Below are 24,903 nucleotides of genomic sequence, written 5' to 3'. Positions count from 1 at the left end.
TGTCTCGGCCGACCCCGGATCAAGGATGACGTCACATTTCGGAGCGTATGGGCAACTGGTCGGCTTCGCGACCGGGGCGGGGGCGGCCGGGGGACGACAGGAAGAGGGGGACAGAACATAAAACGGAGCCCAGACCCAGGACCCCGCCCCACAGGCCGCGACAACCCGAACCCCACCGACGGCGGACCTCCTGCACAGACGCCACCCGCCTCCACCGTCGGCCCGGACACCACGCCCCCGTCCGCCGCCCCTCCCGACGCCCTTGACCCTGCGCAGGCGTCCCCCGAACCCGTCGCCGAACCGGCCTCCGCATCCGAGTCGCCGGCACCCGTCGCCGAACCGGCCTCCGCGCCCGCGGCCGGTCCCGCCTCCGGGCAAGCGCCACCCGCCCCGGTCGGCGGACCCGATTCCGCTCCCGCCCCCTCCGGCGGACCCGACTCCGCACTCTCCTCCACCGACGGACCCGACCCCACGCGGCTCTCACCCGCGGTCGCCGACGCGTCCGCACCCCCGCAGGGGCCACCCGCACCCGACGGTGCAAGGCGCACGGGACGGGCGGGTGGGAAGAAGATCCCGAGATGGGGCCGGCGGCTGGGGCTCGGGGTCGTGGTGCTGCTGCTGGTGCCCCTCCTCATCGCCGAGACCGCCCTCCGCGTCAACTACACCGGCGACCCGAAGGCCGGTACCTACAGCCGGAGCCGGGACGCCCTCTGGCTCGGGCACGCCTGGGTCGACGGCCGTAGGACCGACGCCGACGTCACCGCCCTCGCCGCCCGGCTCGCGGACACCGGCATACGCGACCTCTACGTGCATGCCGGACCACTGGAGCACAACGGCACGCTGCCCAAATCGGCCTATCCCAAGGCCCGTTGGCTGATAACAGCCGTGCATCGAAAACTCCCCGGCGTCCGGGTGCAGGCCTGGCTGGGCGACGAACTCGCGCCCGAGAAGCCGAACGCCATGCACCTGGAGAAGAAGGCGACGCGGGACGCCGTCGTCGCGTCCGCCCGGCAGGTCGTCGGGGCCGGCTTCGACGGTGTGCACTTCGACCTGGAGCCCCTGCACTCCGGCGACCGGAACTACCTCGCCCTGCTCGACGCCCTGCGCCCCGCGACCCCGCTGCTCTCCGTCGCCGCACACCAGATCGATCCGCTCCCGGCCTTTCACTCCTTCTGGGGTACTGCCACCGGTCACCCCAAATGGTGGTCACAGGAGTACTTCGGACAAGTCGCCCGTCGGGTGGACCAGATCGCGGTGATGTCCTACGACACCATGCAGCCACTGCAGAGCCTGTACGGCGGGTACGTCGCCCAGCAGACGAGCCTCGCGCTGGAGGTCACGCCCAGGTCGACCGACCTCCTGATGGGGCTGCCCTTCTACCACGAGAACCGGTTCGGGCACTGGGCGCACGCCGAGACCGTACCGGCGGCCGTGCGCGGGGTTCGGCTGGGACTGTCACGGACGGACCCCGATCGCGCTAACTTCGGCGTCGCCCTGTACGTCGACTTCGCCGCCACCGAGGCTGACTGGACCTCTTATCGGAAGGACTGGGTCCGTACGTCATGACAACCGCTCGTGCCCACCTCACCCGTGACGACCTCGCACCGCTCGCCCGCGAGGCCCTCGGCCGTGCCCCCGCCGCCGTCACCCGGCTGCGCGGAGGAAGCAAGAAAGGCGTCTACCGGCTCGCCCTCGACAACGGCCGCAGCGCGATCGCGTACGTCTGGTCCCCGGAGGAGGACTACTGGGGGCCCGCCGACGCCGACATCCGCGACCCCTTCGCACACGCCTCGGGTCTCGGCCTCTTCCTGTCCGCCCACGACCTGCTGACCGAACTCGGCGTGCGCACCCCGCGCCTGCTGTTCGCCGACGAGGACGCCGAACACCTGCCCGCCTACGCCGCGGTCGTCGAGGACGTCCGCGGCGGCAGCCTGGAGGTGCTGCTGCGCAGCGACCCGGGCGCCGCACGGGTGCCGCTGGCCCGGCTGGCGGGAACGCTCGGCGTGCTCCGTGAGTGCGTCTCCACCGGGTACGGCAAGGCCGCCCTCGTGGAGGAGGGCGGGAAACCGCGCGGCAGCTCCTGCGAGCAGGTCGTCGCCGACCGCGCGATGCGCGACATCGCGGAGGTGGCCGAGCGGGATCCCCGGGTGCGCGCGGTACGGCGGGCGCTGGCCGAGCGGGTGCACGAGCTCTACGACGCGGTCGAGCCACGCGACCACGCCTCCCTCGTGCACGGCGAACTCGGTCCGGACCACGTCCTGGTGACCGAGGAGGGGGATCCCGCGCTCATCGACATCGAAGGCCTGATGTACTTCGACGCCGAATGGGAGCACGTCTTCCTCCAGCTCCGCTTCGGGCCCGCCTACGACGTACTGCGCACCGCCGACCTCGACGAGGACCGGACGGCGCTGTACCGGCTCGCGATGCACCTCAACCTCGTCGCCGGCCCGCTGCGGCTGCTGGACGGCGACTTCCCGGAGCGCGAACAGATGCGGGACATCGCCGAGTCCAACCTCCGGCGGGTGCTCAGCCTCCTGCGGGGCGCCTCCTGATCTTCGAGCCGAGCCACACGAGCGGGTCGTACTTGCGGTCGACCGCCCGCTCCTTCAGGGGGATCAGGGCGTTGTCCGTGATGTGGATGCCCTCCGGGCAGACCTCCGTGCAGCACTTGGTGATGTTGCAGTAGCCGAGGCCGTGTTCGTCCTGGGCCGTGCGCTTGCGGTCCAGGCCGGACGTCTCCGCCGCGTCCAGCGGGTGCATGTCGAGTTCGGCGACCCGCATGAGGAACCGCGGTCCGGCGAAGGCCGTCTTGTTCTCCTCGTGGTCGCGCACCACATGGCAGGTGTCCTGGCACAGGAAGCACTCGATGCACTTGCGGAACTCCTGCGAGCGGTCCACGTCCTCCTGGAACATCCGGTACTCGCCGGGGCCGAGGTCGGCGGGCGGTACGAAGGCCGGGACCTCCCTGGCCTTCTGGTAGTTGAAGCCGACGTCCGTGACCAGGTCGCGGACGACCGGGAAGGCGCGCAGCGGGGTGACCGTGATGGTCTCGTCCTGTTCGAAGACGGACATCCGGGTCATGCACATCAGGCGCGGGCGGCCGTTGATCTCCGCCGAGCACGAACCGCACTTGCCCGCCTTGCAGTTCCAGCGGACGGCCAGGTCGGAGGCCTGGGTGGCCTGGATGCGGTGGATGATGTCCAGGACCACCTCGCCCTCGTTCACCTCGACCTTGAAGTCCTCCAGGCCGCCGCCCTCGGCGTCGCCCCGCCACACCCGGAAGTGGGCCGTGTAGCCGCTCATTCGTACAGCTCCTCTTCGGCGAGGTACTTGACCAGCTCCTCCTTCTCGAAGAGGGCGAGCAGGTCGGCTCGGATGGGGTCGGTGCTCTCACGGGTGAGGTCGATCTGGCCGCGCTCCGGGTCGGTGGCCGCCAGGCCGCCGGTGGGGTCGGCCAGCCGGCAGAGCAGGTTGACGGGGCGCCACCTGCGGTCCATGACCGGATGGTCCTCGCGGGTGTGGCCGCCGCGCGACTCGGTGCGCTCCAGCGCCGCCCGGGCCACGCACTCGCTGACCAGCAGCATGTTCCTGAGGTCCAGGGCGAGGTGCCAGCCCGGGTTGAACTGCCGGTGCCCCTCCACCCCGGCCCGGCGCGCCCGCACCCGCAGCTCGGCGAGCTTCTCCAGGGCCTGCTCCATCTCGCCCTCCCGGCGGATGATGCCGACCAGGTCGTTCATGGACTGCTGGAGCGCCTGGTGCAGGGTGTACGGGTTCTCCGGCGGGCCGGAGTCCGGTTCCTGGCCCTCCGCGGAGAAGGGCCGCAGCGCCTCGGCCGCCGCCGCGTCGATCTGCGCGTCGTCCACCTCCGGCCGGGCCTCCGAGTCCGCCGCGTGGTCGGCGGCGTGCCAGCCCGCCCGGCGTCCGAACACCAGCAGGTCGGAGAGGGAGTTGCCGCCCAGCCGGTTGGAGCCGTGCATGCCGCCGGCCACCTCGCCGGCCGCGAACAGCCCCGGCACGCCACGGGCGGCTGCGGTGTCGGAGTCCACCGCGACCCCGCCCATCACGTAGTGGCAGGTCGGCCCGACCTCCATGGCCTCCGCCGTGATGTCGACGTCGGCCAGCTCCTTGAACTGGTGGTACATGGAGGGCAGCCGGCGCCGGATGACCTCCGCGGGCATCCGCGTCGACACGTCCAGGAAGACCCCGCCGTGCGGGGAGCCGCGGCCGGCCTTCACCTCGGAGTTGATCGCGCGGGCCACCTCGTCGCGGGGGAGCAGCTCCGGGGGACGCCGGTTGTGGTCCGGGTCCTCGTACCAGCGGTCGCCCTCCTCCTCGGACTCGGCGTACTTCTCCTTGAAGACGTCCGGGATGTAGTCGAACATGAACCGCTTGCCCTCGGAGTTCCTGAGCACCCCGCCGTCGCCGCGCACCGACTCGGTGACCAGGATGCCCTTCACGGACGGCGGCCAGACCATGCCGGTCGGGTGGAACTGCACGAACTCCATGTTGAGCAGGGGCGCCCCGGCCAGCAGGGCGAGCGCGTGCCCGTCACCCGTGTACTCCCACGAGTTCGACGTCACCTTGAAGGACTTGCCGATGCCACCGGTGGCGATGACGACGGAGGGCGCCTCCAGGACGAAGAAGCGGCCGGTCTCCCGCTCGTAGGCGAAGACCCCGCAGACGCGTGTGCCGTCCTTCAGGATCCGGGTGACCGTGCACTCCTGGAAGACCTTGAGCCGGGACTCGTAGTCGCCGGTCTCCTTCTCGTCCTCCTGCTGGAGCGAGACGATCTTCTGTTGCAGCGTCCGGATCAGTTCGAGGCCGGTACGGTCGCCGACGTGCGCCAGGCGCGGGTACTCGTGGCCGCCGAAGTTGCGCTGGGAGATCTTGCCGTCCTTGGTGCGGTCGAAGAGGGCGCCCCAGGTCTCCAGCTCCCAGACCCGGTCCGGTGCCTCCTTGGCGTGCAGCTCGGCCATCCGCCACTGGTTGAGGAACTTGCCGCCGCGCAGGGTGTCGCGGAAGTGGACCTGCCAGTTGTCGTGCTCGTTGACGTTGGCCATGGCCGCCGCGATACCGCCCTCGGCCATCACCGTGTGCGCCTTGCCGAACAGCGACTTGCAGATCACCGCCGTACGGGCGCCCCGCTCGCGCGCCTCGATCGCGGCGCGCAGTCCGGCGCCGCCGGCGCCGACGACCACGACGTCCCACTGCTGCCGCTCCACCGCTGTCATCAGATGGCCCCAGTCATTTAAAAGAATCGCGGATCGTCGAAGACACCGGACGCGAGCAGATAGACGTAGAAGTCGGCGAGCGCCACGCTCACCAACGACGCCCAGGCGAGCTGCATGTGGCGGGCGTTGAGCCGGCCCACGAACTGCCAGGCCTTGTAGCGCACGGGGTGTTTGGAGAAGTGCTTGAGCTTGCCGCCGACGATGTGCCGGCAGGAGTGGCAGGACAGCGTGTACGCCCAGATCAGCACGATGTTGACCAGGAAGACGAGGGTGCCGAGGCCCATGTGGCCCCAGTTCTCGTGCGTGTCCCGGAACGACAGGACCGTGTCGTAGGTCAGGACGCCGGCGACCAGCAGGGCGAAGTAGAAGAAGTACCGGTGGACGTTCTGCAGGATCAGCGGGAAGCGGGTCTCACCGGTGTACTTCGCGTGCGGCTCGGCCACCGCGCAGGCCGGCGGGGAGGCCCAGAAGCTGCGGTAGTACGCCTTGCGGTAGTAGTAGCAGGTCAGGCGGAAGCCCAGCGGGAAGATCAGGATGATGATCGCCGGGGAGATCGCCCACCAGCTGCCGAAGAGGTCGGCGTTCGGGCCGGACGGCATGGCCTTGCAGTTCTCGGCCAGACACGGCGAGTAGAACGGCGAGACGTACGGCGCCGAGTAGTAGTGCGCGTTCGAGAAGGCCCGCCACGTCGAGTAGACGACGAACGCGAACAGACCGGCCGCGGTGACGGCGGGCGCCAGCCACCAGCGGTCGGTCCGCAGGTGCGGGGCGGAGATCGCGGCGCGCGTACGGGCGCGTACGCCGCCGCTGTTCTGATGTGGTTCCGTACCAGTGGCCAACGGATGACTCCGGTCGGGTCGGGGGTCGGGGGCCTGCGGGCGGCGCTCCTAGGGGGCGTGCCGGTCGCGGGCGCCGAGACCCTCGTCGTCCGTGTCCGTCCACAGGTTGATGTCGTACGGGTCGTCGGAGATGGTGACGAGTTCGGGGCGTTTGCCCGGGGTGCCGGTGTTGGCCGCCTCCCGCAGCAGTGCCACGCTCTCGCGCAGGTGATCGGCGTCGGATCGGACGCGGCGCATCTCCAGTCCGCCGCTCCCGAGCTGCTGCTCCAGGCGGCCGACGGACCGGTTCAGGTCTTCTAGGCAACGCTGGACTGACGTCAGGTCGTCGTGCACGGACATGACGTGACCTCACTTCCGCGGACTTCATGGTCCAAGGCGGCAACGTTCATGCGCCTGCGAGTGTTGCGCGTCACACCTGCCGATGTGAAGCCATGTGCAGCGATTGGCGGATTGCATGCCTCCGTCGCACGCCCGCACGCGCTCTGTGTGCGCCGGGATTGCGCCGCACGGGTGGGGTTTGGCAGCCCCCGCCGCCGTGTCGTCCCCGGCGGGCGGACCCCGTCCATTTCAGTGGGGTCCGTACTTCTGACGTACATGTGATCAACTCCAAAATACCCCCAAACGTGAACAGACCGCACCCGTGTCACGGGGCCTCCCGGAGGTAAGCAGAGATGTCTCACCAGGGCGTCAGCCGTAGCGCCCCCTCAGGGGCGCGGGGAACTGCGCGAGCAACCACGACGGAGCCGCAGCCGAAGTGCGGCCCATCGCGGCGCCACCAGCGGAGCGCCCTCGCCTTCCTCGCCGCGGGCGCCCTCGCCGTGCCCCTGCTCGCCGGCTGCGGCTCCGACGACGAGGGCAGCAAGCCGCTCGCCGCACAGGACATCGCGGCGGTCGCCCGGGCCTCGGTCGCCGAGGGCGGCACGCTCAGGATGGCCGTGGACGCCGTACCGGAGACCCTCAACACCTTCCAGGCCGACGCCGACGCCGGCACCACCCGGGTCGCCCAGGCCGTCCTGCCGTCGATGTTCACCACCGACGCCGAGGGCCGACCGGTCCGCAACCCGGACTACCTGGAGTCCGCCAAGGTCATCGAGACCGAGCCCCGCCAGGTCGTCCTCTACAAGCTCAACCAGCAGGCCGTCTGGAGCGACGGCCGGGAGATCGGCGCCGCCGACTTCGCCGCCCAGTGGCGCGCCCTGTCCGGCAAGGACTCGGCGTACTGGACCGCCCGCAACGCCGGCTACGACCGCATCGCCCAGATCGAGCGCGGCGCCAACGACCTGGAGGTCCGGGTCACCTTCGACCGGCCCTACGCCGACTGGCAGTCGCTGTTCTCCCCGCTGTACCCGAAGGACGTCATGGGCACCCCGGACGCCTTCAACGACGGTGCCCGCCGCAAGCTCACCGTCACCGCGGGCCCCTTCCGGGTCGACAGGGTCGACACCGCCAAGAAGGACGTGATCCTCACCCGCAACCCGCGCTGGTGGGGCCGCCCGGCCAAGCTCGACGAGATCGACCTGCACGCCGTGGACCGCGCGAAGCGGGCCGCCGCGCTCGCCGCCGGCACGGTCGACGTCGCCGACATCGACGCCTCCGAGGCCGAGCGGATCACCATCGCGGGCCGCGAGAAGGGCACCGGCCTGCCGCTGCAGGGCGCCGGGAAGACCTCCGCCAAGAAGCTGCGGTCCTGGGCACTGACCCTCGGCATGGACGAGGAGAAGCTGCCCGACGGGCCCAAGAAGCTCCGCCGGTCCATCGCCAAGTGGCTGGAGCAGCAGCACGAGCTGCGCGACTTCGACGTCCGCAAGTCGCTGGAGCCCGCCTACACCCAGCTCGCCCTCAACGGCTCCGAGGGCCCGCTCGCCGACGAGCGGGTGCGCCGGGCCGTCGCCCGCGCCCTGGACCGCCAGGCGCTCGCCAGGCTGGTGCTCACCCCGCTGGGGCTGCCCGCGGTGCCGGTCGGCAGCCATGTGGCGCTGTCCGGGCAGGCCGCCTACACCGACGGCAGCGGCGCCATCGGCGGCCTCGACACCCACGAGGCGCAGGCGCTGCTCGCCGACGCCGGCTGGGTGGCCGGCGGGCCGGTCAAGGCCGGCGGCAAGGCGGCCGGCGCCGAGGACGAGAAGAAGGGCGACAAGGGAGACAAGGGGGTCAAGGGAGACAAGGGGGAGCAGGGCGACGAGTCGGACGGCGGGCACGACGGGCAGTACATCGTCGGCGAGGACGACAAGGGCTCGAACGACAAGGACACCCGCGACCACCAGAAGGACCACGCCCACGGGGCGCCGGGGGCGTACGCGCCCAAGGGCACGGCGGCACCCAGGGGCGCCGGGGCGCCGGCCGGACCACTGGCCAAGGACGGGAAGGCGCTCTCGCTGCGGTTCGTGCTGCCCTCGGGGCCGGGCTCGGAGACGCTCCAGACGGTCGCCGGCCAGATCTCGGCGATGCTGGACAAGGTCGGCATCGCGACCGAGATCCACAAGGTCCCGGACGACAGCTACTTCAAGGACCACATCGCGTCCGGACAGTACGACCTCGCGCTGTACTCGTGGCCGTCGTCCGCGTTCCCGGCGACGGACGCGCGGCCGATCTACGCGAAGCCGGTGGTGGCGGCCGACGGGTCGCTGAACGTCGAGCAGAACTACACGCGGGTCGGCACCGACCAGGTGGACCAGCTCTTCGACCAGGCGCTGGGCACGCTGGACGAGGACGAGGCGGACGGGCTGCTGCGCAAGGCGGACTCCAGGATCTGGGCGTCGGCCGGGTCGCTGCCGCTGTACCAGCGGCCGCAGATCGTGGGCGCCCTGAAGAGTCTGGTGAACGTCGGCGCCTTCGGCTTCCAGACGCCGGTCTACCAGGACATGGGCTTCCTGAAGAAGGGCGCGAAGGTGTCTCCGAGCCCGAGCAAGGGGTAGAGGGAGCGGATTCGCTGCCGGGTGCGGGTGCATTGTGGCTGGTCACGCAGTTGCCCGCGCCCCATGGAGGCGGCCCGGCGAGCCTCAGTTACAAAGGCCACGTAACATGGGGTGAGGCCGTGGCGTGTCAAGCCCGGCAGGCCCGCGTCACACGGACGTACGCACAGGGCCTTCTCAACACCCCGGGAGTACGCCGCACCATGGCCACGCGCCACGACATCCGCAACGTCGCCATCGTCGCCCACGTCGACCACGGCAAGACGACCCTCGTCGACGCCATGCTGAAGCAGGCCGGTGCCTTCGCCGCGCACGCCGCCGAGTCGCTCGACGACCGAATGATGGACTCGAACGATCTGGAGCGTGAGAAGGGCATCACGATCCTGGCCAAGAACACGGCCGTGAAGTACCACCCCAAGGATGGCGGCGACGTCATCACCATCAACATCATCGACACCCCGGGCCACGCCGACTTCGGTGGCGAGGTCGAGCGCGGTCTGTCGATGGTGGACGCGGTGGTCCTGCTGGTGGACGCCTCCGAGGGCCCGCTGCCGCAGACCCGCTTCGTGCTGCGCAAGGCCCTCCAGCAGCGCCTGCCCGTCATCCTGTGCATCAACAAGACGGACCGTCCGGACTCCCGGATCGACGAGGTCGTCAACGAGACCTACGACCTCTTCCTCGACCTGGACGCCGACGAGGACCAGATCGAGTTCCCGATCGTCTACGCGTGTGCGCGTGACGGTGTGGCCTCGCTGACCAAGCCGGAGGACGGCACCGTCCCCGCCGACAGCGACAGCCTGGAGCCGTTCTTCTCCACCATCCTGTCGCACGTCCCGGCCCCCGAGTACGACGAGTCGGCCCCGCTCCAGGCGCACGTCACCAACCTGGACGCCGACAACTTCCTCGGCCGTATCGCGCTGCTCCGCGTCGAGCAGGGCGAGCTGCGCAAGGGCCAGACCGTCACCTGGATCAAGCGTGACGGCACGATGTCCAACGTGCGCATCACCGAGCTGCTGATGACCGAGGCGCTCACCCGCAAGCCCGCCGAGATGGCCGGCCCGGGTGACATCTGCGCCGTCGCCGGTATCTCGGACATCATGATCGGCGAGACCCTCGCCGACACCGAGAACCCGATCCCGCTGCCGCTGATCACGGTCGACGAGCCGGCGATCTCGATGACCATCGGCACGAACACCTCGCCGCTGGTCGGCCGCGGCGGCACCGGCAAGGGTGCCGACAACAAGGCCGCGGTCAAGGACCGCAAGGTCACCGCCCGCCAGGTCAAGGACCGTCTCGACCGCGAGCTGATCGGTAACGTCTCCCTCCGGGTGCTCGACACCGAGCGTCCGGACGCCTGGGAGGTCCAGGGCCGTGGTGAGCTGGCGCTCGCCATCCTGGTCGAGCAGATGCGCCGCGAGGGCTTCGAGCTGACCATCGGCAAGCCGCAGGTCGTCACCAAGCAGGTCGACGGCAAGACGTACGAGCCCGTCGAGCGCATGACGATCGACGTGCCCGAGGAGCACATGGGCGCGGTCACGCAGCTCATGGGCGTCCGCAAGGGCCGGATGGACAACATGTCCAACCACGGCTCGGGCTGGGTCCGCATGGAGTTCGTGGTGCCGTCCCGCGGTCTCATCGGCTTCCGTACCGAGTTCCTCACGCAGACCCGTGGTACGGGTATCGGCCACTCCATCCACGAGGGCCACGAGCCCTGGTTCGGTGCCCTGCAGACCCGTAACAACGGCTCGCTGGTCGCCGACCGCTCCGGTGCCGTCACCGCGTTCGCGATGACGAACCTCCAGGAGCGCGGTGTGCTGTTCACCGACCCCGGCACCGAGGTGTACGAGGGCATGATCGTCGGCGAGAACTCGCGCTCCGACGACATGGACGTGAACATCACCAAGGAGAAGAAGCTCACGAACATGCGGTCGTCCTCGGCCGACTCGTTCGAGGCGATCGTCCCGCCGCGCAAGCTCTCCCTGGAGCAGTCGCTGGAGTTCTGCCGTGACGACGAGTGCGTCGAGGTGACCCCGGAGGCCGTTCGCATCCGCAAGGTGAACCTGGACGCCCGCGAGCGGGCCCGCGCCGCCAGCCGCGCCAAGCACGGCTGATCCCAGGACATCCCGACCCGGGCACCCCCATGATGGGGGTGCCCGGGTTTTTTGCAACCCTTTTTAGAGCGGACGGATGTCGGCCACTTTCGCCACCGTGTCCGAAATGCGGAGATCCTCGCCCGATACCCATGTAACAAGTCCGTTTCGCGGCCTTCTCCCGTCGAACGCTTTGTCCATTTTTCGGAAGAACTACGCGCCAGCTGTGACTGAATTGAGATTTAAAGACAGTGGTCGGCACCTGGCTCATGGCAGATAGTTAGCCGCGTAGCGCTCGGGTCAATGGGTCTCGCGCTGTGGGGACAGCGCCCGACTCACGAGCATCAGGGGGTGTCTGACCCTCCGTCAGGGGTGTCGGAGGGTATGGACGGAAACCTCCTGCTGATGAACACGTGAAGTCATGAGGAGAAGTCCCATGTGCAGTGTCACAGGCACCAGGTGGGTTCCACCGGCTGTTCCGGCTCTACCGGCCGTTCGGTCCGACTGCCCTTGTTCGTCCGGCGGTTGGTCCTGAAGCAGCGGTCGGCCGCGTAGCGCCGTCGCTCGCCTACGCGCGTCCGGCTGCGGCATTCCCGCTCACCCCGGGGATGTCCTGACGCTTCGTCGGATCATGCCTCATCGGATCATGCCGCAGCGACCGCGCACCCGCGTCGGCCGCCGGTTCGGCACACCCACACCTGTGAATTGGACGAACTGTGACAAGTCCTACGGACATTGAGGGTGGCGGAAGGTCTGCCGTCGTGGACGGCGGACCGCAGCCCGACCCGAACACCGCGACGGTGAAGGTCGAAGGCCGGTCGCCGGGCCAGCTGATGTGGATCCGCTTCAAGCGCGATCGCACCGGCGTCATCTCGGCGTTCGTCGTGGCCTTCTTCTTCGTCGTCGCGGCGGCGGCCCCGCTGATCTCGAAGCTGTACGGCAAGAACCCGTACACCGTCTACGCCGACGAACGTCCCGAACTCTTCGACAGCGCGGGTGTGCCGGTGCAGCCCAACGGCGGCATCAGCAGCGAGTTCTGGTTCGGTCTCGAACCCGGCAACGGCTACGACGTGTTCACCAAGCTGATCTACGGCATCCGTACCTCGCTGCTGATCTCCCTGGCGGTCACCGTCGCGGTCGTCCTCACCGGAATCCTCCTCGGCGTCACGGCGGGCTACCTCGGCGGCAAGACCGACTTCTTCATCGGCCGGCTCATCGACTTCCTGCTCGCCTTCCCCTCGCAGCTGTTCTTCATCGCCAGCATGCCGGTCGTGGTCTCGCTGTTCGTCTCCCCGCGCGACGAGACGCCGACCTATGTGCGCGTCGTCGCACTGATCGTCGTCCAGTGGGTGCTCGGCTGGATGAGCCTCGCCCGCATCCTGCGCGGCACCACACTCGCCCTGCGGGAACGGGAGTTCATCGAAGCGGCCAAGGTGAGCGGCGCCTCGCCCTGGCGGATCATCCGCAGGGAGATCCTGCCGAACGTGGTGACACCGCTGCTGGTGCAGGCCACGTACATCCTGCCCAGCTTCGTGACGATCGAGGCGGGTCTGTCGTTCCTCGGGGTCGGCATCGTCGAGCCCACGCCCGACTGGGGCCAGATGTTCTCCAAGGCCTCCACCGAGCTCGTCCTCCAGAACGACATCACGTACATGTTCTTCCCCGGCGTCTCGATGGTCGTCTTCGTCGTCGCCTTCAACCTGCTCGGGGACTCGGTCCGGGACGCCTTCGATCCCAAGACGGCGCGCTGACCGGGAGCTTGTGGGCGTCCTCGCCCGGATACCGCACGGCCATTTCCTTCGCACCGGCGTACACACAGATGGGTGGAGACTTCAGTGATGAGTAGGGGCGGACGCCATGCATACGCCGCTTTGTCAGTATTCGCGGCCGGGGCACTCGTGCTCAGCGGTTGCAGCAAAGGCGGCAGCAACGCCAGCGACAACGAGAAGAAGGACCAGCAGAACGCCAAACGGCAGCAGGCGTCGATCAAGTTCGGCGATGCGAAGGACTCGACAGGACCCGCGGCCGCCGTGCCGGGCGCGAAGACCGGCGGCACCCTGGAAGTGCTGCAGCGCGACTCCTACGCGCACCTCGACCCCGGGCAGATCTACGTCTCCGACGAGGGCTCGCTCGCCACGCTGATCCACAGAGGCCTCACCGGCTACAAGTCCACCAACAACAAGGGCAGCGGGCACGAGGTCGTCGGCGACCTGGCCACCGACTCCGGTACCACCACGGACGGCGGCAAGACCTGGAAGTACACGCTCAAGGACGGCATCAAGTTCTCCGACGGGACGCCGATCACGTCCGCGGACTTCCGCCAGACCTACGAGCGGCTCTTCGCCTCCTTCATCAACCAGGGCCCCACGTACCTCCAGCAGTGGCTGGCCGACACCAACGGCGCCGACTACCGCAAGCTGCTCCCGGACGGCCCCTACAAGGGCAAGCACCTGCCGAACAGCATCCTGGAGACGCCCGACAGCAAGACCATCATCTTCCACTTCAAGACCGCGCACCCGGACCTGCCGTACGCCCTCGCCATGGCGGGCTACGCCGTCGTCTCCAAGAAGGGCGACACCAAGGAGAAGTACGACAAGGCCCCGCTGACGACCGGCCCGTACAAGATCCAGTCGTTCAAGTCCGGCAAGTCGATGGTGCTGGTCAAGAACCCCGACTGGGACCCGAAGACGGACCCGATCCGCAACCAGTACGTGGACCAGATGGACTTCACGTTCAACGTGCAGTACGAGGACTCCACCAAGCAGCTGCTCGCCAACAGCGGCGCCGACCAGGCCGGCATCAGCTTCAACAACTCGGTGGACGCGGGCAACATCTCCCAGGTCCTCGGCGGCGACGCGGCCCTCAAGGCCCGCACGGTGGCCGGCTACCAGCCCTACGTCGGCCAGATCAACATCAACATGAAGCACTCGGCGCTGCAGGACAAGACGGTCCGCGAGGCCATCGCCTACGCCCTGCCGATCACCCCGATCATCCGCGCCTTCGGCGGCAGTTCGGCCGCCGAGGTGGCCGGCGGCTTCATCAGCCCGACCGTCAGCGGCTACGACGCCTCCTTCGACCCGTGGGGCAAGAAGAAGAACCCGGGCGGTGACGCGGCCAAGGCCAAGGCGCTGCTGAAGAAGGCCGGCAAGGTCGGTCTGAAGCTGACCTACGGCTACCAGAACACCCCCGAGGGCCAGCAGTACTCCACCGCCATCGCCGCGGCCCTGGAGAAGGCCGGCTTCAACGTGCAGCGCCAGGACATCCCGGCCGAGACGTACTACGACCAGGTCGGCAAGGTCGACAACAACTACGACATCTACGCCTCCGCCTGGGGCGCCGACTGGCCGTCCGCCTCGACCGTGATCCCGCCGCTGTTCGACGGCCGCGCGATCGCCGACGGCTCGCCGAACTACTCGCACGTCAACGACTCCAAGGCCAACTCCGACATCGACGCGGCCAACGCGATCAGCGACCCGGTCAAGTCGGCCGCCGCGTGGGAGAAGCTCGACCAGTACCTGGTCAAGGACGTCATCAACGCCGTTCCCACCATCGACTACAAGCAGGTCCAGATCGCCGGTTCCAAGGTCGGCGGCCTGGTCTACGACGACGTGATCGGCGGCATCGACCCGCGTCGTCTCTACATCAAGTAACCCCCTCGCCCGCCCGGTACCCGGTGCGTGCGCCCCTCGGGGCGACACCGCACCGGGTACCGCCCGGCCCGCCGACGTCAGAAAGCCCCTCGCATGCTGCGCTTCCTCGTCCGCCGGATCCTCGGTGCCGTCGTCATCCTCTTCCTGTTGAGCATCGTGACGTTCTTGCTTTTCTTCGGGATGCCACGCGACCCGGCTCTGCTGATGTGCGGCAAGACCTGCAATCCGACCAGCCTCGCCAACATCCACCACGTGCTCGGCCTCGACAAGTCGATCCCCGAGCAGTACTGGATCTTCCTGCACAACCTGATCCTGGGCAGCAACCAGTTCGCCCAGGGCCCCTGCCCCGCCCCCTGCTTCGGGTACTCGTACCACACCAACGACCCGGTGTGGTCGACCATGATGGACCGGCTGCCCACCACCGTCTCGCTCACCCTCGGTGCCGCGGTGGTCTTCCTCTTCGTGGGTCTGGGCACCGGCATGCTCGCCGCGTGGAAGCGCGGCACCATGCTCGACAAGACGGTCACCGCCGGCTCGATGGTGATCAGTTCGATGCAGATCTACTTCCTGGGCCCGCTGGCACTGGCCGCCCTGGTCTACCAGTCGCACATCTTCGACAAGCCCGCGTACAACGACTTCACCGCGGACCCCGTCACCTGGTTCACCGGGCTGATCATCCCGTGGGTGGTGCTCTCCACGATCTTCGCCTCGCAGTACACCCGTATGGCGCGCTCGTCGATGATCGAACAGCTCCAGGAGGAGCACGTCCGCACCGCCCGCGCCAAGGGCATGTCCCGCAGATACGTCTTCTTCCGTTACGCCTGGCGCGGCTCGCTCATCCCGATCGTCACCATCTTCGGTATCGACCTCGGCTCGCTGCTCGGCGGCGCCATCATCACGGAGTACACCTTCGGACTGCCCGGCCTGGGGCGCCTCGCGGTGGAATCCGTGCAGTTCAGCGATCTGCCGCTGCTGCTCGGCGTCATGTTGTTCTCCGCCAGCATGATCCTGCTGTTCAACATCCTCGTCGACGCGACCTACGCGTTCATCGACCCGCGCGTCCGGCTCGCCTAGGCCGGCAGGAGGAGAACCGTCGTGACCACTCTGACCAAGGACGCCGGCACCCCCGCACCGGCCGACGCGGGTGCCTTCCTCTCGGTCCGGGACCTGCACGTCAGTTTCAGGACCGAGGACGGCGTGGTGCGGGCCGTGGACGGGCTGTCCTTCGACGTGGAGCGGGGCAGGACCCTCGGGATCGTGGGCGAGTCGGGCTCCGGGAAGTCGGTCACCAACCTGACCGTCCTCGGCCTGCACAACCCCCAGTTCACCACGGTCGAGGGCGAGATCCTCCTGGACGGCCAGGAGTTGATCACCGCCCGTGAGTCCGAGCTGGAGAAGGTGCGCGGCAACAAGGCCGCCATGATCTTCCAGGACCCGCTGACCGCGCTCTCCCCGTACTACACGGTCGGCCGCCAGATCGCCGAGCCCTTCATGAAACACCGGGGCGCCTCCAAGCGGGCGGCCTGGGACCGGGCGGTCGAGATGCTCGCCAAGGTCGGCATCCCCAACCCGAAGGAGCGGGCGAAGGACTACCCGCACCAGTTCTCCGGCGGTATGCGCCAGCGCGCGATGATCGCCATGGCCCTGGTCTGCGACCCCGACCTGCTCATCGCCGACGAGCCGACCACCGCCCTGGACGTGACCGTCCAGGCACAGATCCTGGACCTGCTCAAGGACCTCCAGCAGGAGTTCGGAACCGGCATCATCTTCATCACCCACGACCTGGGGGTGATCGCCGACATGGCCGACGACATCATGGTGATGTACGCGGGCAGCGCGGTGGAGCGCGGTACGACGGACGAGGTCCTGCGCGCCCCCCAGCACCCGTACACCTGGGGTCTGCTGAACTCGATGCCGCGCCTGGACTCCGACCTGGACACGCCGCTGCACCCGATCCCCGGCGCCCCGCCCTCCCTGCTGACCCCGCCCTCCGGCTGCCGCTTCCACCCGCGCTGCACCTTCCAGGACCGGGTGACGGGCGCCGGCCGCTGCGTCGGCGAACGCCCGCTCCTGGCCCCCGACCGGGCCTCGGCATGCCACCTCACGGCGGACCAGAAACGCACCATCTTCCTCGAAGAGATCAAACCCCGACTGGCCTAGGTCCTGGAGGACACGTCATGACAGAGGACATGGTCCTCCCGGCACAGCACCAACCGGTCACCGTGGGGGAGCCTCTCCTGGAGGTCTCCGGGCTGACCAAGTACTTCCCGGTCAAGGGGGGTTTCCCGGTCCGGCGCACGGTCGGTCAGGTCCAGGCCGTGGACGGCATCGACCTGACCGTACGGGTGGGGGAGAGCTTCGGCCTGGTCGGCGAGTCCGGCTGCGGCAAGTCCACGACCGGCCGGCTGATCACCCGCCTGCTGGAACCGACCGCCGGCAAGGTCAGCTACCGCGGCCAGGACATCACCCACGCCTCCCGCAGGGAACTGGCGCCGATCCGGTCCGAGATCCAGATGATCTTCCAGGACCCGTACTCGTCGCTGAACCCGCGGCAGACGGTCGGAAAGATCATCTCGGGTCCGATGGAGATCAACGGGGTGGAGCCGGAGGGCGGCCGCGAGAAGCGCGTCCGGGAACTCCTCGAAATCGTCGGCCTGAACCCGGAGCACTACAACCGCTTCCCGCACGAGTTCTCCGGCGGCCAGCGCCAGCGCATCGGCGTGGCCCGCGCCCTGGCCCTGGAACCGAAGCTGATCGTCGCCGACGAGCCGGTCTCGGCCCTGGACGTCTCCATCCAGGCCCAGGTGGTCAACCTCCTCCAGGAGGTGCAGCGGGAACTGGGCATCGCGTTCCTCTTCATCGCCCACGACCTCGCGGTGGTACGGCACTTCTCGCAGCGCGTCGCGGTGATGTACCTCGGCAAGATCATCGAGGTCGGCGACCGGGAGGCGATCTACACCCGCCCCCGCCACCCCTACACCCACGCGCTTCTGTCCGCGGTCCCCGAGGTCAGCCTCACGGACGACGGCGACTCGGCGGGCCGCGAACGCATCCGCCTGGCCGGCGACGTTCCGTCCCCCATCTCCCCGCCCTCCGGCTGCCGCTTCCGCACCCGCTGCTGGAAGGCCCAGGACAAGTGCGCGACGCAGGAGCCCCCGCTGCTCCGGATCTCCGGCAACCACGAGGGCCACCTGACGGCCTGCCACTTCCCGGAGGACCCGACGACGCAGGCCCGCGACGAGGACATCGTCCTGGACCCGGCGCTGGCGGCGCTGGAGGAGGAGGGGTAGGCGGCGCTCCGCCGGAGGTGCGGCGATCTGCTGGCTGCCGCTGGCTGCCGCTGGCTGCCGCCGTCTGCCGCTGTCTGCCGATTCCCGTCTGCGGCGCCGTCGTGGCTGGTCGCGCAGTTCCTCCCCCAGCCTTCGGCCGGGGGTACCCCCAGCGCCCCTTCGGGGGCGCCGGCGGCCGGCCGGCCCGGTCAGGGCGCGCGGTGAGCCTGAGCCCTGCTGTCCGCCGCGCCCGCCGCCTCGGCCAGGATCCTGGCGAGTTCGGCGGGCCGGGTGAGCATGGGCCAGTGGCCCGAGTCGAGGTCGGTGAAGTCGACGTGCTCGGCCCGCGCGAGCTCCGGAACCTCCCCGTCGGCGATCCACTTCCGTGCCTGCGCGGGCGTGAACTCCGGGCACACGACGACGACCGGGACGTCGAACCGCCGTTCGTCGGTCAGCCGCACCACCCCCTTGGCGACGCCCTCGGGCACCGGGATCGCGGCAGCCGCCAGCGACCGCCGGGCGGCCTCGTCGAGGTCCGCGGCGTCCGGCCCCTCGAAGGGCTCCCAGCCCGGGAAGGGCATGACCCCGTCCCGCACCTCGAAGAAGTCGGCGTACGGCCGGCCGTCGGCGGACGGGAAACCGCCGACGAGCACGGCCGCGGCCAGCCGCTCCGGCCGCCGGTCGGCGGCCAGCCAGGCCAGGGTGCAGGCGGCGGAGTGCCCCACCACCACGGGCCTCCCGCTCGCCGAGTCCACCGCGGCGAGCACCGCGGCCACCTGGTCGTCGAGCGTGGCGGCCGCGGCCCCGTCCCCCTGGCCCGGCAGCGTGAGCGGCACGGCACGATGCCCCAGCGGCTCCAGCGCGGCCGCGACGTCGTCCCACACGGATCCGCTGAGCCACAGGCCGCCGATGAGCAGTATGTCCATGATTACTTCCCCTTCTCCGGCTTCACGCGCCTCACCGTAGGAGGAGATCCGGACGATCCGCTGCCGGATTGTCCAATGGCCCTCGACAGTGCCCCGGCAGCGCTCCGAAGGGGCGCTGGGGGTACCCCCGGCCGAAGGCTGGGGGAGGAACTGCGCGAGCAGCGCCCACGGACCCGCAGGCGAACCACGGCGGCCCATCGCGGCACTTCCAGCGGAGCGCTTAGCCTGCTGCCGTGCCGAACGATCTCAGCCCCACCGCGCGAGCCATCCGCACCCTGGAGATACTCCGGGCCCGCCCCGGTACGACGGCCGGTGAACTCGCCGTACGGCTGGGCGTCACGGAACGGGCTGCCCGCCGGTACGTCGGGATCCTGCGCGAGGCCGGCATCCCGGTGGAGTCGGCCCGCGGGCCGCACGGCGGGTACCGGCTGGGGCGCGGCACGCGGCTGCCCCCGGTGCATTTCACCCAGGCCGAGGCGCTCGGCCTGGTGATGGCGGTGCTCGGCCGCCAGTCGGCCGGGACCGACGCCGACGACCTGGTCGGCACCGCCCTGGACAAGGTCGTCAGGGCGTTGCCGGAGAGCGTCGGCCAGCAGGCGGCCATGCTGCGCGAGCACGCGTCGGCCGCACCCGACCCGTACTCGACGCGCCCGGACCCGGCCGTCACCGGCGACCTGGTCGACGCCGTCGCGGCCCGGCGCCGGATCGCGGTCACGTACCGCAGCGAGGCCGGCGACGAGTGGGAGGAGGAGGTGGATCCCTGGTCCCTGGTCGTCCGCCACGGCCGCTGGTACCTGCTCTGCCATTCCCATCGGGTGGACGCGATCCGCACCTACCGGGTCGACCGGGTCCGCACGGTCCGGCCGACCGGACGCGGCTTCGATCCGCCCGGGGGTCTGGACCCGGTCACGGTGCTGGAGGAGAACCTGGGCCTCGGCTGGGAGTTTCCCACCCGGGTACGGTTCGACGCCGCCCTGGCCGAGGTGGCTCCGTGGATCCGCCCGCCCATGGGACGGGCCGAGCCGCTCGGGGAGGACCGGTGCGTGCTCGTCGGCAGCACCCGCAACCCCGACATGTACGCGCAGGAGTGGCTGGCGAGGGTCCCGTTCGCCTTCCGCGTGGAGGGCGGGGCGGAACTGCGTGCCGCGGTCGCGTCGCTCGGGGCGCGCTTCACCGCGGCGGCGGGGCCGTCGTGACGGCTCCTAGACCTGCCGTGCGACGGTGATGATCTCGGGGCTGGCGGAGCCGACCGGGCCGCGTGCCCAGTCGCCGTACTGCTCGACTACCTCCAGGCCGGCGGCGCCCAGGAAACCGGCGAGGGCGTCGGGGCCGAGGAAGCGGAGGGTGGAGCGGCACACCTGGGGCTGCGCCCAGGCCCCGCCCTCGTAGGTCTCGGTGAACGTCACCCGCTCCCCGCTCGGCGGCGCTTCGACCTCGTGCCAGACCCGGACGGCGCGGCCGTCCGGGCCGGTGACATGCCGTACGCGGTCGGGGGTCCAGCCCTCCCAGGCCCGAGCGGCGGGGTTACGGGTCTCGAACACGAAGCGCCCGGTCGCGGACAGCGCACTGCGCACGGCGGTCAGCGCCGCCCTCAACTCCTCGTCCCTGAGCAGTTCCTGGAAGGCGTGGCCGGTCATGACGACGAGGTCGAAGTCGGCGGTGTCCCAGCGGCGGCTGCGCAGATCGCCGAGCACCCACTCGACACCGGGTTCGGCGCGACGCGCCTGTACGAGCATCGCCGCGGCCGGCTCCAGCCCCGTCAGCCGCCCGTCGTGCCCCCCGGTCCGCGCCCCGCGCAGCAACCGCCCGGTACCGCAGCCGACATCGAGCACGGACCCGGCGGACATCATCAGGTCCAGGTAGAAGTCGTCACCCGGCCCCCACGGGTTGAGGCTGTCGTAGAGCGCGGCGAGCGAGAGATCCGCGTACGAATGATCGACCACCGCGGCAGTGTGCCACACGATGTTGAACGGGGGGTCGGGAACGGGCTCCTTCTTGAACTTCTATCAACTGGCTGTGGAGCGGGCACCTTTGATCGCCCGGAGAAAGGACGCGAAGGCGACGGAGGGGAAGGTGAGGGTGGCTGCGCTGGGGGCTTTCGAGTCGCGGAGGGATATGCAGGTGGGACGGTGGGCGACCTCGACGCAGTTGTTGCCGTCGCCGCTTCCCGAGTAGGACGACCTGCGCCAGTTGTCAGGGGCCACGGTGTGCCTCACAGCTCTTTCGTCAGGTTGTGGATGAAGTCGCGCGACCGCTCGGGACTGAGGGACGCTGACTCCACCTTACGGAAGAGTGTTCGAAACGCGGCGAGTTGAGCTTCGGAGTCGATGAACCCCGCACCCTGTGGCGCGTCGCGTACCGCCGTGTCCAGCTTGGGAACGGCGCCACCCGCGTACATCATGGCGTTCGTCGCTCCGGCGAAGCCGTCCAAGTCGAACGGGATCACCCGTACGGAGATGCGGGGTGCTTCGGAGAACTCCAGGACGCGGTCGAGCTGGGCACGTGAGGCTGCCCGGTCGCAGACCCTGATGCGCAGTGCTGCCTCGTGGATCACGGCCTCGTAGGGAACGCGGGCCGGCTCATCGATGACCGCCTTGCGTGCCATGCGGTGACGGACGCGCAGCTCAAGGTCGCTCGCCGGTAGTTCGGGCACTCGGTACGAGAAGACGGCGCGGGCGTAGTCCTCCGTCTGAAACAGGCCGGGGATGTGCAGGAACTCCGCGTCGAGCCGATACGAGGAGTGGTGTTCCAGTTCGGCGAGGTCGAGGAACGACGTCGGCAGTAGACCCCGGTACTCCTCCCACCACCCCCGGGTGCGGTCGGTCGCCACTGCCACCAACGCCTCGACCAACTCCACGTCCGTACAGCAGTAATGGGCGGCGAGGCGGCGTACCCGCTCCTCGCTCACGCCTGCCGTACCGAACTCGATCTGGCTGATCTGAGCCGAGTCCGTCCCCAGCAGTACGGCGGCCTCCAGTCCCTTGAGCCCTGCGGCCTCGCGGAGTTTGCGCAGCTCGGAACCCAGCCGCGCCTGGCGTGCGGTGGGTTGCTTCCTGCGCGTCATGTCTTCCTCCTCGCTGGGAACTGCGGCGCGGCAGAGCCTCGTTCGAGGGGAAGATTACGGCAGCGACTTGCGCCGTCCCAAATTGTGACTCTACCGTCGGTGACGTAACGGACACGCAGCGGAAGTGCACCGCACCTTCCTCGTGCGGCGATGCCACCGTGCGTGAAATCCCCCTCACCTGACCGGAGTTGATGACGCATGTCCGAGACCTGGGACTACACGCTCTACGTGCCCAACGACCTGAGAGCGGTGACGATCTCCCGTCGCACCCTGCGTCTGATCCTGACGATGCACGGCCTGATCGGTCTGGTGGACACCGCAGAGCTCCTCGCCGCGGAGTTGGTCTCGAATGCCGTACGTCATACGAAGGGTCCGGCCGCGTTGAGGGTGCGGCGTTCCCCTGGGGGCGTGGTGTGGATCGGGGCGTGGGACGCGGATCCCGTGCCTCCGGAGCCGCCGGGATCGTTGGGAGGGGTGACGGAGCTCGAAGAGGCGGGGCGGGGGCTGGGGTTGGTGGTGGCGTGTGCGGACGGCTGGGGGTGGCAGCCGTCGGCCCGGTTCGGGGAGCGGGGCAAGTTCGTGTGGTGTGAGCTGGAGGTGGCGTGATGGTGGGGTCGTCGCATGAGGCGTTGCATCGGATCTTCCAGAAGGATCCGGCGCTGCTGACCAGGGCCTTACGGAAGGTGCTGTGTCTGCCGTTTCCGGAGCCTCGGGAGGTCGTGGCGCTGAACGTGGACCTGACGGAGGTCGAACCGGTCGAGCGTCGGGTGGACACGTTGCTGCGGGCGGAGACGGAGGAGGGGACGTATCTCCTGGTTGTGGAGTCGCAGGGGAAGATGGACGGGCGGAAGCGGGGGAGCTGGCCCTACTACCTGTCGTATCTCTACGAGAAGTACCGGTGTGAACCGGTACTGATCGTGATCACGCAGAGCAGGACGACGGCGAAGTGGGCATCGGAACCGATTCGGCTCGGAATCCCGGGGTGGGAGTCGTTGACGGTGCGGCCCCTGGTGCTGGGCCCGGACAACGTTCCGGTGATCGCGGACGAGCGGCAGGCGGAGGCGGACGTACCTCTTGCGGTGCTGTCGGCCATGACACACGGGCGAGGGCCGAACGCTGCGGCCATACTGGAATCGCTGGCGGCCGCCTTGAAGACCATCGATGCGGACAGCGCCGCGATCCTCGTGCAGTTCGTCGATTCGTGCCTGGTCGATCCCCGGGCGAAGCAGATGTGGAGGGACCTGATGACGGCGATCCAGTACTTCTGGCGGCACCCGCTCGCGGAACAGGTGCGTGAGGAAGGTCGCGAGGAAGGTCGTGAGGAAGGTCGCGAGGAAGGTCGTCAGGAAGGTCGTCAGGAAGGTCGTGCGGAAGGGCGGGTCGAGGCCAAGGCCGAGGCGGTTCTCCTGATCTTGCAGTGGCGTGGCATTTCGGTCGGCTTCAGCGTTCGCGAGCGGGTGAGGGCCTGTACGGACCCGGACCAGCTTGAGGCCTGGGCCCAGCGTGCGATGCACGTTGCGGATGCTGCGGAGCTGTTCGCCGGAGAGTGAGCATCGGGGCCGCCTGCCTCTCAGCCCTGACATGACTCACTGCCACACGGGAAGGCGAGCGGGCGAGAGGCCCAGAGCGAGGGCTGGGAAGCAGGATCCTGACAGGGGCGCCTTCGGGAGCGTCACCAGATGGTCGTGAACGTCTTGGAACGGCGCGGCATCTCGGTTGCTGCCGATGTTCGTGCGCGGGTGAGCGCCGGCAAGAGAAGGGCCCGCACCCGGGAAGGTGCGGGCCCCTGCTCCCCTGGAGCGGACGTTCAGGGCTCGGGTCAATGGGCCGGTGAAAGTCCGTCCGCGGGCGGCGGCTGACGGAAAGGGGTGTGTCAGGCCGCTGCCTCGGGGTCCTTGGAGAGGCGCGGGGCGGGAACCGTGTCCCGCATCTCGGGGTAGTGGCAGGCGGTCAGGTGGCCGGGCTTGTTGCCGTCGGCCTGGACCAGCGGCGGGGCCTCCGTCGCGCACTTCTCGGTCGCCTTCCAGCAACGGGTGCGGAAGCGGCAGCCGGACGGCGGGTTGATCGGTGACGGCACGTCCCCGACGAGGCGGATCCGCTCGCGCGGCGCCGCGTCCACCGTCGCCTCGGGCACGGCGGACAGCAGGGCCCGCGTATAGGGGTGGCGCGGGTTGTCGTACAGGTCCTCGCGGTCGGCGATCTCGACGATCTTACCCAGGTACATGACCGCGACGCGCTGTGAGAAGTGCCGCACGATCGCGAGGTCGTGGGCGATGAACACGAACGCGATGCCCAGTTCCTTCTGGACCTTCTGCAGCAGGTTCACGACCTGGGCCTGGATGGAGACGTCCAGGGCCGAGACCGGCTCGTCGGCGACGATCAGCTTCGGTTCCAGGGCCAGGGCGCGGGCCACGCCGATGCGCTGGCGCTGGCCGCCGGAGAACTCGTGCGGGAACCGGTTGTAGTGCTCCGGGTTCAGGCCGACGATCTCCAGCAGTTCGCGCACGCGGTTCTCGCGGCCGCCGGGCGGGTTGACGTCGTTGATCTCCATCGGGCCGGAGATGATCTTGCCGACCGTGTGCCGGGGGTTCAGCGAGGCGTACGGGTCCTGGAAGATCATCTGGATCTCGGACCGGATCGGCGCCAGTTCCTTGCGGCTGGCGTGCGTGATGTCCTGGCCGCGGTAGCTGACCTTGCCGGCGGTCGGTTCCAGCAGGCGGGTGATCAGCCGGCCGGTCGTCGACTTGCCGCAGCCGGACTCGCCGACCAGGCCCAGGCTCTCGCCCTCGGCGACCTGGAAGTCCAGGCCGTCGACGGCCTGGACCGCGCCGACCGTGCGCCGGATCGGGAAGCCGCCCTTGATCGGGAAGTGTTTGGTCAGCCCGGAGACGTCCAGGAGGGGAGTGGTGCTGCTCATGGTGG

The 24,903-nt window shown here is 69.4% G+C and carries 21 protein-coding genes; 12 read left to right on the top strand and 9 right to left on the bottom strand.

Going from position 1 to position 24,903, the window contains the following annotated elements:
- Positions 1 to 117 precede the first annotated feature (117 nt).
- Positions 118 to 1,566, top strand: coding sequence for a glycoside hydrolase family 18 protein (locus IEZ11_RS38895; protein ID WP_373295026.1), 1,449 nt, complete (start codon positions 118 to 120; stop codon positions 1,564 to 1,566).
- Positions 1,563 to 2,552: a phosphotransferase family protein gene (locus tag IEZ11_RS38890; RefSeq protein WP_189267735.1), complete on the top strand. Its 990-nt coding sequence runs from the start codon at positions 1,563 to 1,565 to the stop codon at positions 2,550 to 2,552. Before IEZ11_RS38895 ends, IEZ11_RS38890 begins: the two co-directional genes overlap by 4 nt.
- Here the strand turns inward: IEZ11_RS38890 and IEZ11_RS38885 are convergent.
- The 4 genes from IEZ11_RS38885 to IEZ11_RS38870 are packed head-to-tail and all read right to left on the bottom strand — an operon-like array spanning position 2,527 to position 6,409.
- A complete protein-coding gene (locus IEZ11_RS38885) occupies positions 2,527 to 3,303 on the bottom strand; it encodes a succinate dehydrogenase/fumarate reductase iron-sulfur subunit (protein WP_189267734.1) in 777 nt (258 codons plus the stop codon). The two genes, IEZ11_RS38890 and IEZ11_RS38885, sit on opposite strands and share 26 nt — an antisense overlap.
- Positions 3,300 to 5,231 (bottom strand): fumarate reductase/succinate dehydrogenase flavoprotein subunit, encoded by a 1,932-nt coding sequence (locus IEZ11_RS38880; RefSeq protein ID WP_189267733.1) that lies wholly within the window; start codon positions 5,229 to 5,231, stop codon positions 3,300 to 3,302. Before IEZ11_RS38880 ends, IEZ11_RS38885 begins: the two co-directional genes overlap by 4 nt.
- A gap of 17 nt (positions 5,232 to 5,248) precedes the next feature.
- Positions 5,249 to 6,070 carry a succinate dehydrogenase subunit SdhC gene (gene sdhC, locus IEZ11_RS38875; RefSeq protein WP_189267732.1) on the bottom strand — a complete coding sequence of 274 codons (822 nt, stop codon included), beginning with the start codon at positions 6,068 to 6,070 and terminating at the stop codon, positions 5,249 to 5,251.
- 48 nt (positions 6,071 to 6,118) lie between these two features.
- A complete protein-coding gene (locus IEZ11_RS38870; RefSeq protein ID WP_189267731.1) occupies positions 6,119 to 6,409 on the bottom strand; it encodes an Rv0250c family protein in 291 nt (96 codons plus the stop codon).
- A 332-nt stretch (positions 6,410 to 6,741) separates the two neighbouring features.
- Between IEZ11_RS38870 and IEZ11_RS38865 the strand changes: the two genes are divergently transcribed.
- The 7 genes from IEZ11_RS38865 to IEZ11_RS38835 all read left to right on the top strand — a co-directional run bounded on the left by IEZ11_RS38865 (position 6,742) and on the right by IEZ11_RS38835 (position 18,012).
- Positions 6,742 to 8,985 (top strand): ABC transporter family substrate-binding protein, encoded by a 2,244-nt coding sequence (locus IEZ11_RS38865; protein WP_189267730.1) that lies wholly within the window; start codon positions 6,742 to 6,744, stop codon positions 8,983 to 8,985.
- Between the two features lie 200 nt (positions 8,986 to 9,185).
- Positions 9,186 to 11,093: a translational GTPase TypA gene (gene typA / locus IEZ11_RS38860; protein ID WP_189267729.1), complete on the top strand. Its 1,908-nt coding sequence runs from the start codon at positions 9,186 to 9,188 to the stop codon at positions 11,091 to 11,093.
- A gap of 695 nt (positions 11,094 to 11,788) precedes the next feature.
- Positions 11,789 to 12,823 carry an ABC transporter permease gene (locus IEZ11_RS38855; protein WP_189267728.1) on the top strand — a complete coding sequence of 345 codons (1,035 nt, stop codon included), beginning with the start codon at positions 11,789 to 11,791 and terminating at the stop codon, positions 12,821 to 12,823.
- An 87-nt stretch (positions 12,824 to 12,910) separates the two neighbouring features.
- Positions 12,911 to 14,722 carry an ABC transporter substrate-binding protein gene (locus tag IEZ11_RS38850; RefSeq protein WP_189267727.1) on the top strand — a complete coding sequence of 604 codons (1,812 nt, stop codon included), beginning with the start codon at positions 12,911 to 12,913 and terminating at the stop codon, positions 14,720 to 14,722.
- Between the two features lie 93 nt (positions 14,723 to 14,815).
- On the top strand, positions 14,816 to 15,796 hold the full coding sequence (locus tag IEZ11_RS38845) for an ABC transporter permease (RefSeq protein WP_189267726.1): 981 nt from the start codon (positions 14,816 to 14,818) through the stop codon (positions 15,794 to 15,796).
- Positions 15,797 to 15,817: 21 nt separating this feature from the next.
- Entirely contained in the window at positions 15,818 to 16,882 is a 1,065-nt protein-coding gene (locus tag IEZ11_RS38840; protein ID WP_189267725.1) for an ABC transporter ATP-binding protein, read from the top strand.
- Between the two features lie 17 nt (positions 16,883 to 16,899).
- On the top strand, positions 16,900 to 18,012 hold the full coding sequence (locus tag IEZ11_RS38835) for an ABC transporter ATP-binding protein (protein ID WP_189267724.1): 1,113 nt from the start codon (positions 16,900 to 16,902) through the stop codon (positions 18,010 to 18,012).
- A 188-nt stretch (positions 18,013 to 18,200) separates the two neighbouring features.
- Here IEZ11_RS38835 and IEZ11_RS38830 read toward each other — a convergent pair whose 3' ends face one another.
- Positions 18,201 to 18,917, bottom strand: a complete 717-nt coding sequence (locus IEZ11_RS38830) for an alpha/beta fold hydrolase (RefSeq protein WP_189267723.1) — start codon at positions 18,915 to 18,917, stop codon at positions 18,201 to 18,203.
- A 233-nt stretch (positions 18,918 to 19,150) separates the two neighbouring features.
- On the opposite strand from IEZ11_RS38830, the gene IEZ11_RS38825 reads away from it, so the two are divergent.
- A complete protein-coding gene (locus tag IEZ11_RS38825; protein WP_189267722.1) occupies positions 19,151 to 20,113 on the top strand; it encodes a helix-turn-helix transcriptional regulator in 963 nt (320 codons plus the stop codon).
- Positions 20,114 to 20,119: 6 nt separating this feature from the next.
- On the opposite strand, the gene IEZ11_RS38820 is transcribed toward IEZ11_RS38825, so the two are convergent.
- From IEZ11_RS38820 to IEZ11_RS38810, 3 genes are all read right to left on the bottom strand, one after another.
- Positions 20,120 to 20,860: a class I SAM-dependent methyltransferase gene (locus tag IEZ11_RS38820; RefSeq protein WP_189267721.1), complete on the bottom strand. Its 741-nt coding sequence runs from the start codon at positions 20,858 to 20,860 to the stop codon at positions 20,120 to 20,122.
- Between the two features lie 63 nt (positions 20,861 to 20,923).
- The gene (locus IEZ11_RS38815) at positions 20,924 to 21,121 is read right to left on the bottom strand and encodes a DUF397 domain-containing protein (RefSeq protein ID WP_373295025.1); all 198 of its coding nucleotides are present in this window, start codon (positions 21,119 to 21,121) and stop codon (positions 20,924 to 20,926) included.
- Between the two features lie 8 nt (positions 21,122 to 21,129).
- The gene (locus tag IEZ11_RS38810; RefSeq protein WP_189267719.1) at positions 21,130 to 21,981 is read right to left on the bottom strand and encodes a helix-turn-helix domain-containing protein; all 852 of its coding nucleotides are present in this window, start codon (positions 21,979 to 21,981) and stop codon (positions 21,130 to 21,132) included.
- A gap of 198 nt (positions 21,982 to 22,179) precedes the next feature.
- Here IEZ11_RS38810 and IEZ11_RS38805 point away from each other — a divergent pair, with 198 nt between their 5' ends.
- Together IEZ11_RS38805 and IEZ11_RS38800 are read left to right on the top strand one after the other, a co-directional pair.
- Positions 22,180 to 22,587: an ATP-binding protein gene (locus IEZ11_RS38805; protein WP_189267718.1), complete on the top strand. Its 408-nt coding sequence runs from the start codon at positions 22,180 to 22,182 to the stop codon at positions 22,585 to 22,587.
- The gene (locus IEZ11_RS38800; protein ID WP_189267757.1) at positions 22,587 to 23,531 is read left to right on the top strand and encodes a hypothetical protein; all 945 of its coding nucleotides are present in this window, start codon (positions 22,587 to 22,589) and stop codon (positions 23,529 to 23,531) included. Before IEZ11_RS38805 ends, IEZ11_RS38800 begins: the two co-directional genes overlap by 1 nt.
- Positions 23,532 to 23,854: 323 nt before the next feature.
- Here IEZ11_RS38800 and IEZ11_RS38795 read toward each other — a convergent pair whose 3' ends face one another.
- Positions 23,855 to 24,898: an ABC transporter ATP-binding protein gene (locus IEZ11_RS38795; RefSeq protein WP_189267717.1), complete on the bottom strand. Its 1,044-nt coding sequence runs from the start codon at positions 24,896 to 24,898 to the stop codon at positions 23,855 to 23,857.
- Positions 24,899 to 24,903 lie beyond the last annotated feature (5 nt).

It is taken from the genome of Streptomyces fuscichromogenes (assembly GCF_014645815.1).
GTDB lineage: Bacteria > Actinomycetota > Actinomycetes > Streptomycetales > Streptomycetaceae > Streptomyces > Streptomyces fuscichromogenes.
This window is presented reverse-complemented; position numbering and strand designations above follow the sequence as displayed.

What these genes read in the sequence shown, in the direction of transcription:
- IEZ11_RS38800 (WP_189267757.1), top strand. Translation starts at nt 22,587, where the DNA reads ATGGTGGGGTCGTCGCATGAGGCGTTGCATCGGATCTTCCAGAAGGAT.
- IEZ11_RS38865 (WP_189267730.1), top strand. Translation starts at nt 6,742, where the DNA reads ATGTCTCACCAGGGCGTCAGCCGTAGCGCCCCCTCAGGGGCGCGGGGA.
- IEZ11_RS38810 (WP_189267719.1), bottom strand. Translation starts at nt 21,981, where the DNA reads ATGACGCGCAGGAAGCAACCCACCGCACGCCAGGCGCGGCTGGGTTCC.
- IEZ11_RS38885 (WP_189267734.1), bottom strand. Translation starts at nt 3,303, where the DNA reads ATGAGCGGCTACACGGCCCACTTCCGGGTGTGGCGGGGCGACGCCGAG.
- IEZ11_RS38795 (WP_189267717.1), bottom strand. Translation starts at nt 24,898, where the DNA reads ATGAGCAGCACCACTCCCCTCCTGGACGTCTCCGGGCTGACCAAACAC.
- IEZ11_RS38805 (WP_189267718.1), top strand. Translation starts at nt 22,180, where the DNA reads ATGTCCGAGACCTGGGACTACACGCTCTACGTGCCCAACGACCTGAGA.
- IEZ11_RS38890 (WP_189267735.1), top strand. Translation starts at nt 1,563, where the DNA reads ATGACAACCGCTCGTGCCCACCTCACCCGTGACGACCTCGCACCGCTC.
- IEZ11_RS38845 (WP_189267726.1), top strand. Translation starts at nt 14,816, where the DNA reads ATGCTGCGCTTCCTCGTCCGCCGGATCCTCGGTGCCGTCGTCATCCTC.
- IEZ11_RS38850 (WP_189267727.1), top strand. Translation starts at nt 12,911, where the DNA reads ATGAGTAGGGGCGGACGCCATGCATACGCCGCTTTGTCAGTATTCGCG.
- typA (WP_189267729.1), top strand. Translation starts at nt 9,186, where the DNA reads ATGGCCACGCGCCACGACATCCGCAACGTCGCCATCGTCGCCCACGTC.
- IEZ11_RS38835 (WP_189267724.1), top strand. Translation starts at nt 16,900, where the DNA reads ATGACAGAGGACATGGTCCTCCCGGCACAGCACCAACCGGTCACCGTG.
- IEZ11_RS38830 (WP_189267723.1), bottom strand. Translation starts at nt 18,917, where the DNA reads ATGGACATACTGCTCATCGGCGGCCTGTGGCTCAGCGGATCCGTGTGG.
- IEZ11_RS38870 (WP_189267731.1), bottom strand. Translation starts at nt 6,409, where the DNA reads ATGTCCGTGCACGACGACCTGACGTCAGTCCAGCGTTGCCTAGAAGAC.
- IEZ11_RS38880 (WP_189267733.1), bottom strand. Translation starts at nt 5,231, where the DNA reads ATGACAGCGGTGGAGCGGCAGCAGTGGGACGTCGTGGTCGTCGGCGCC.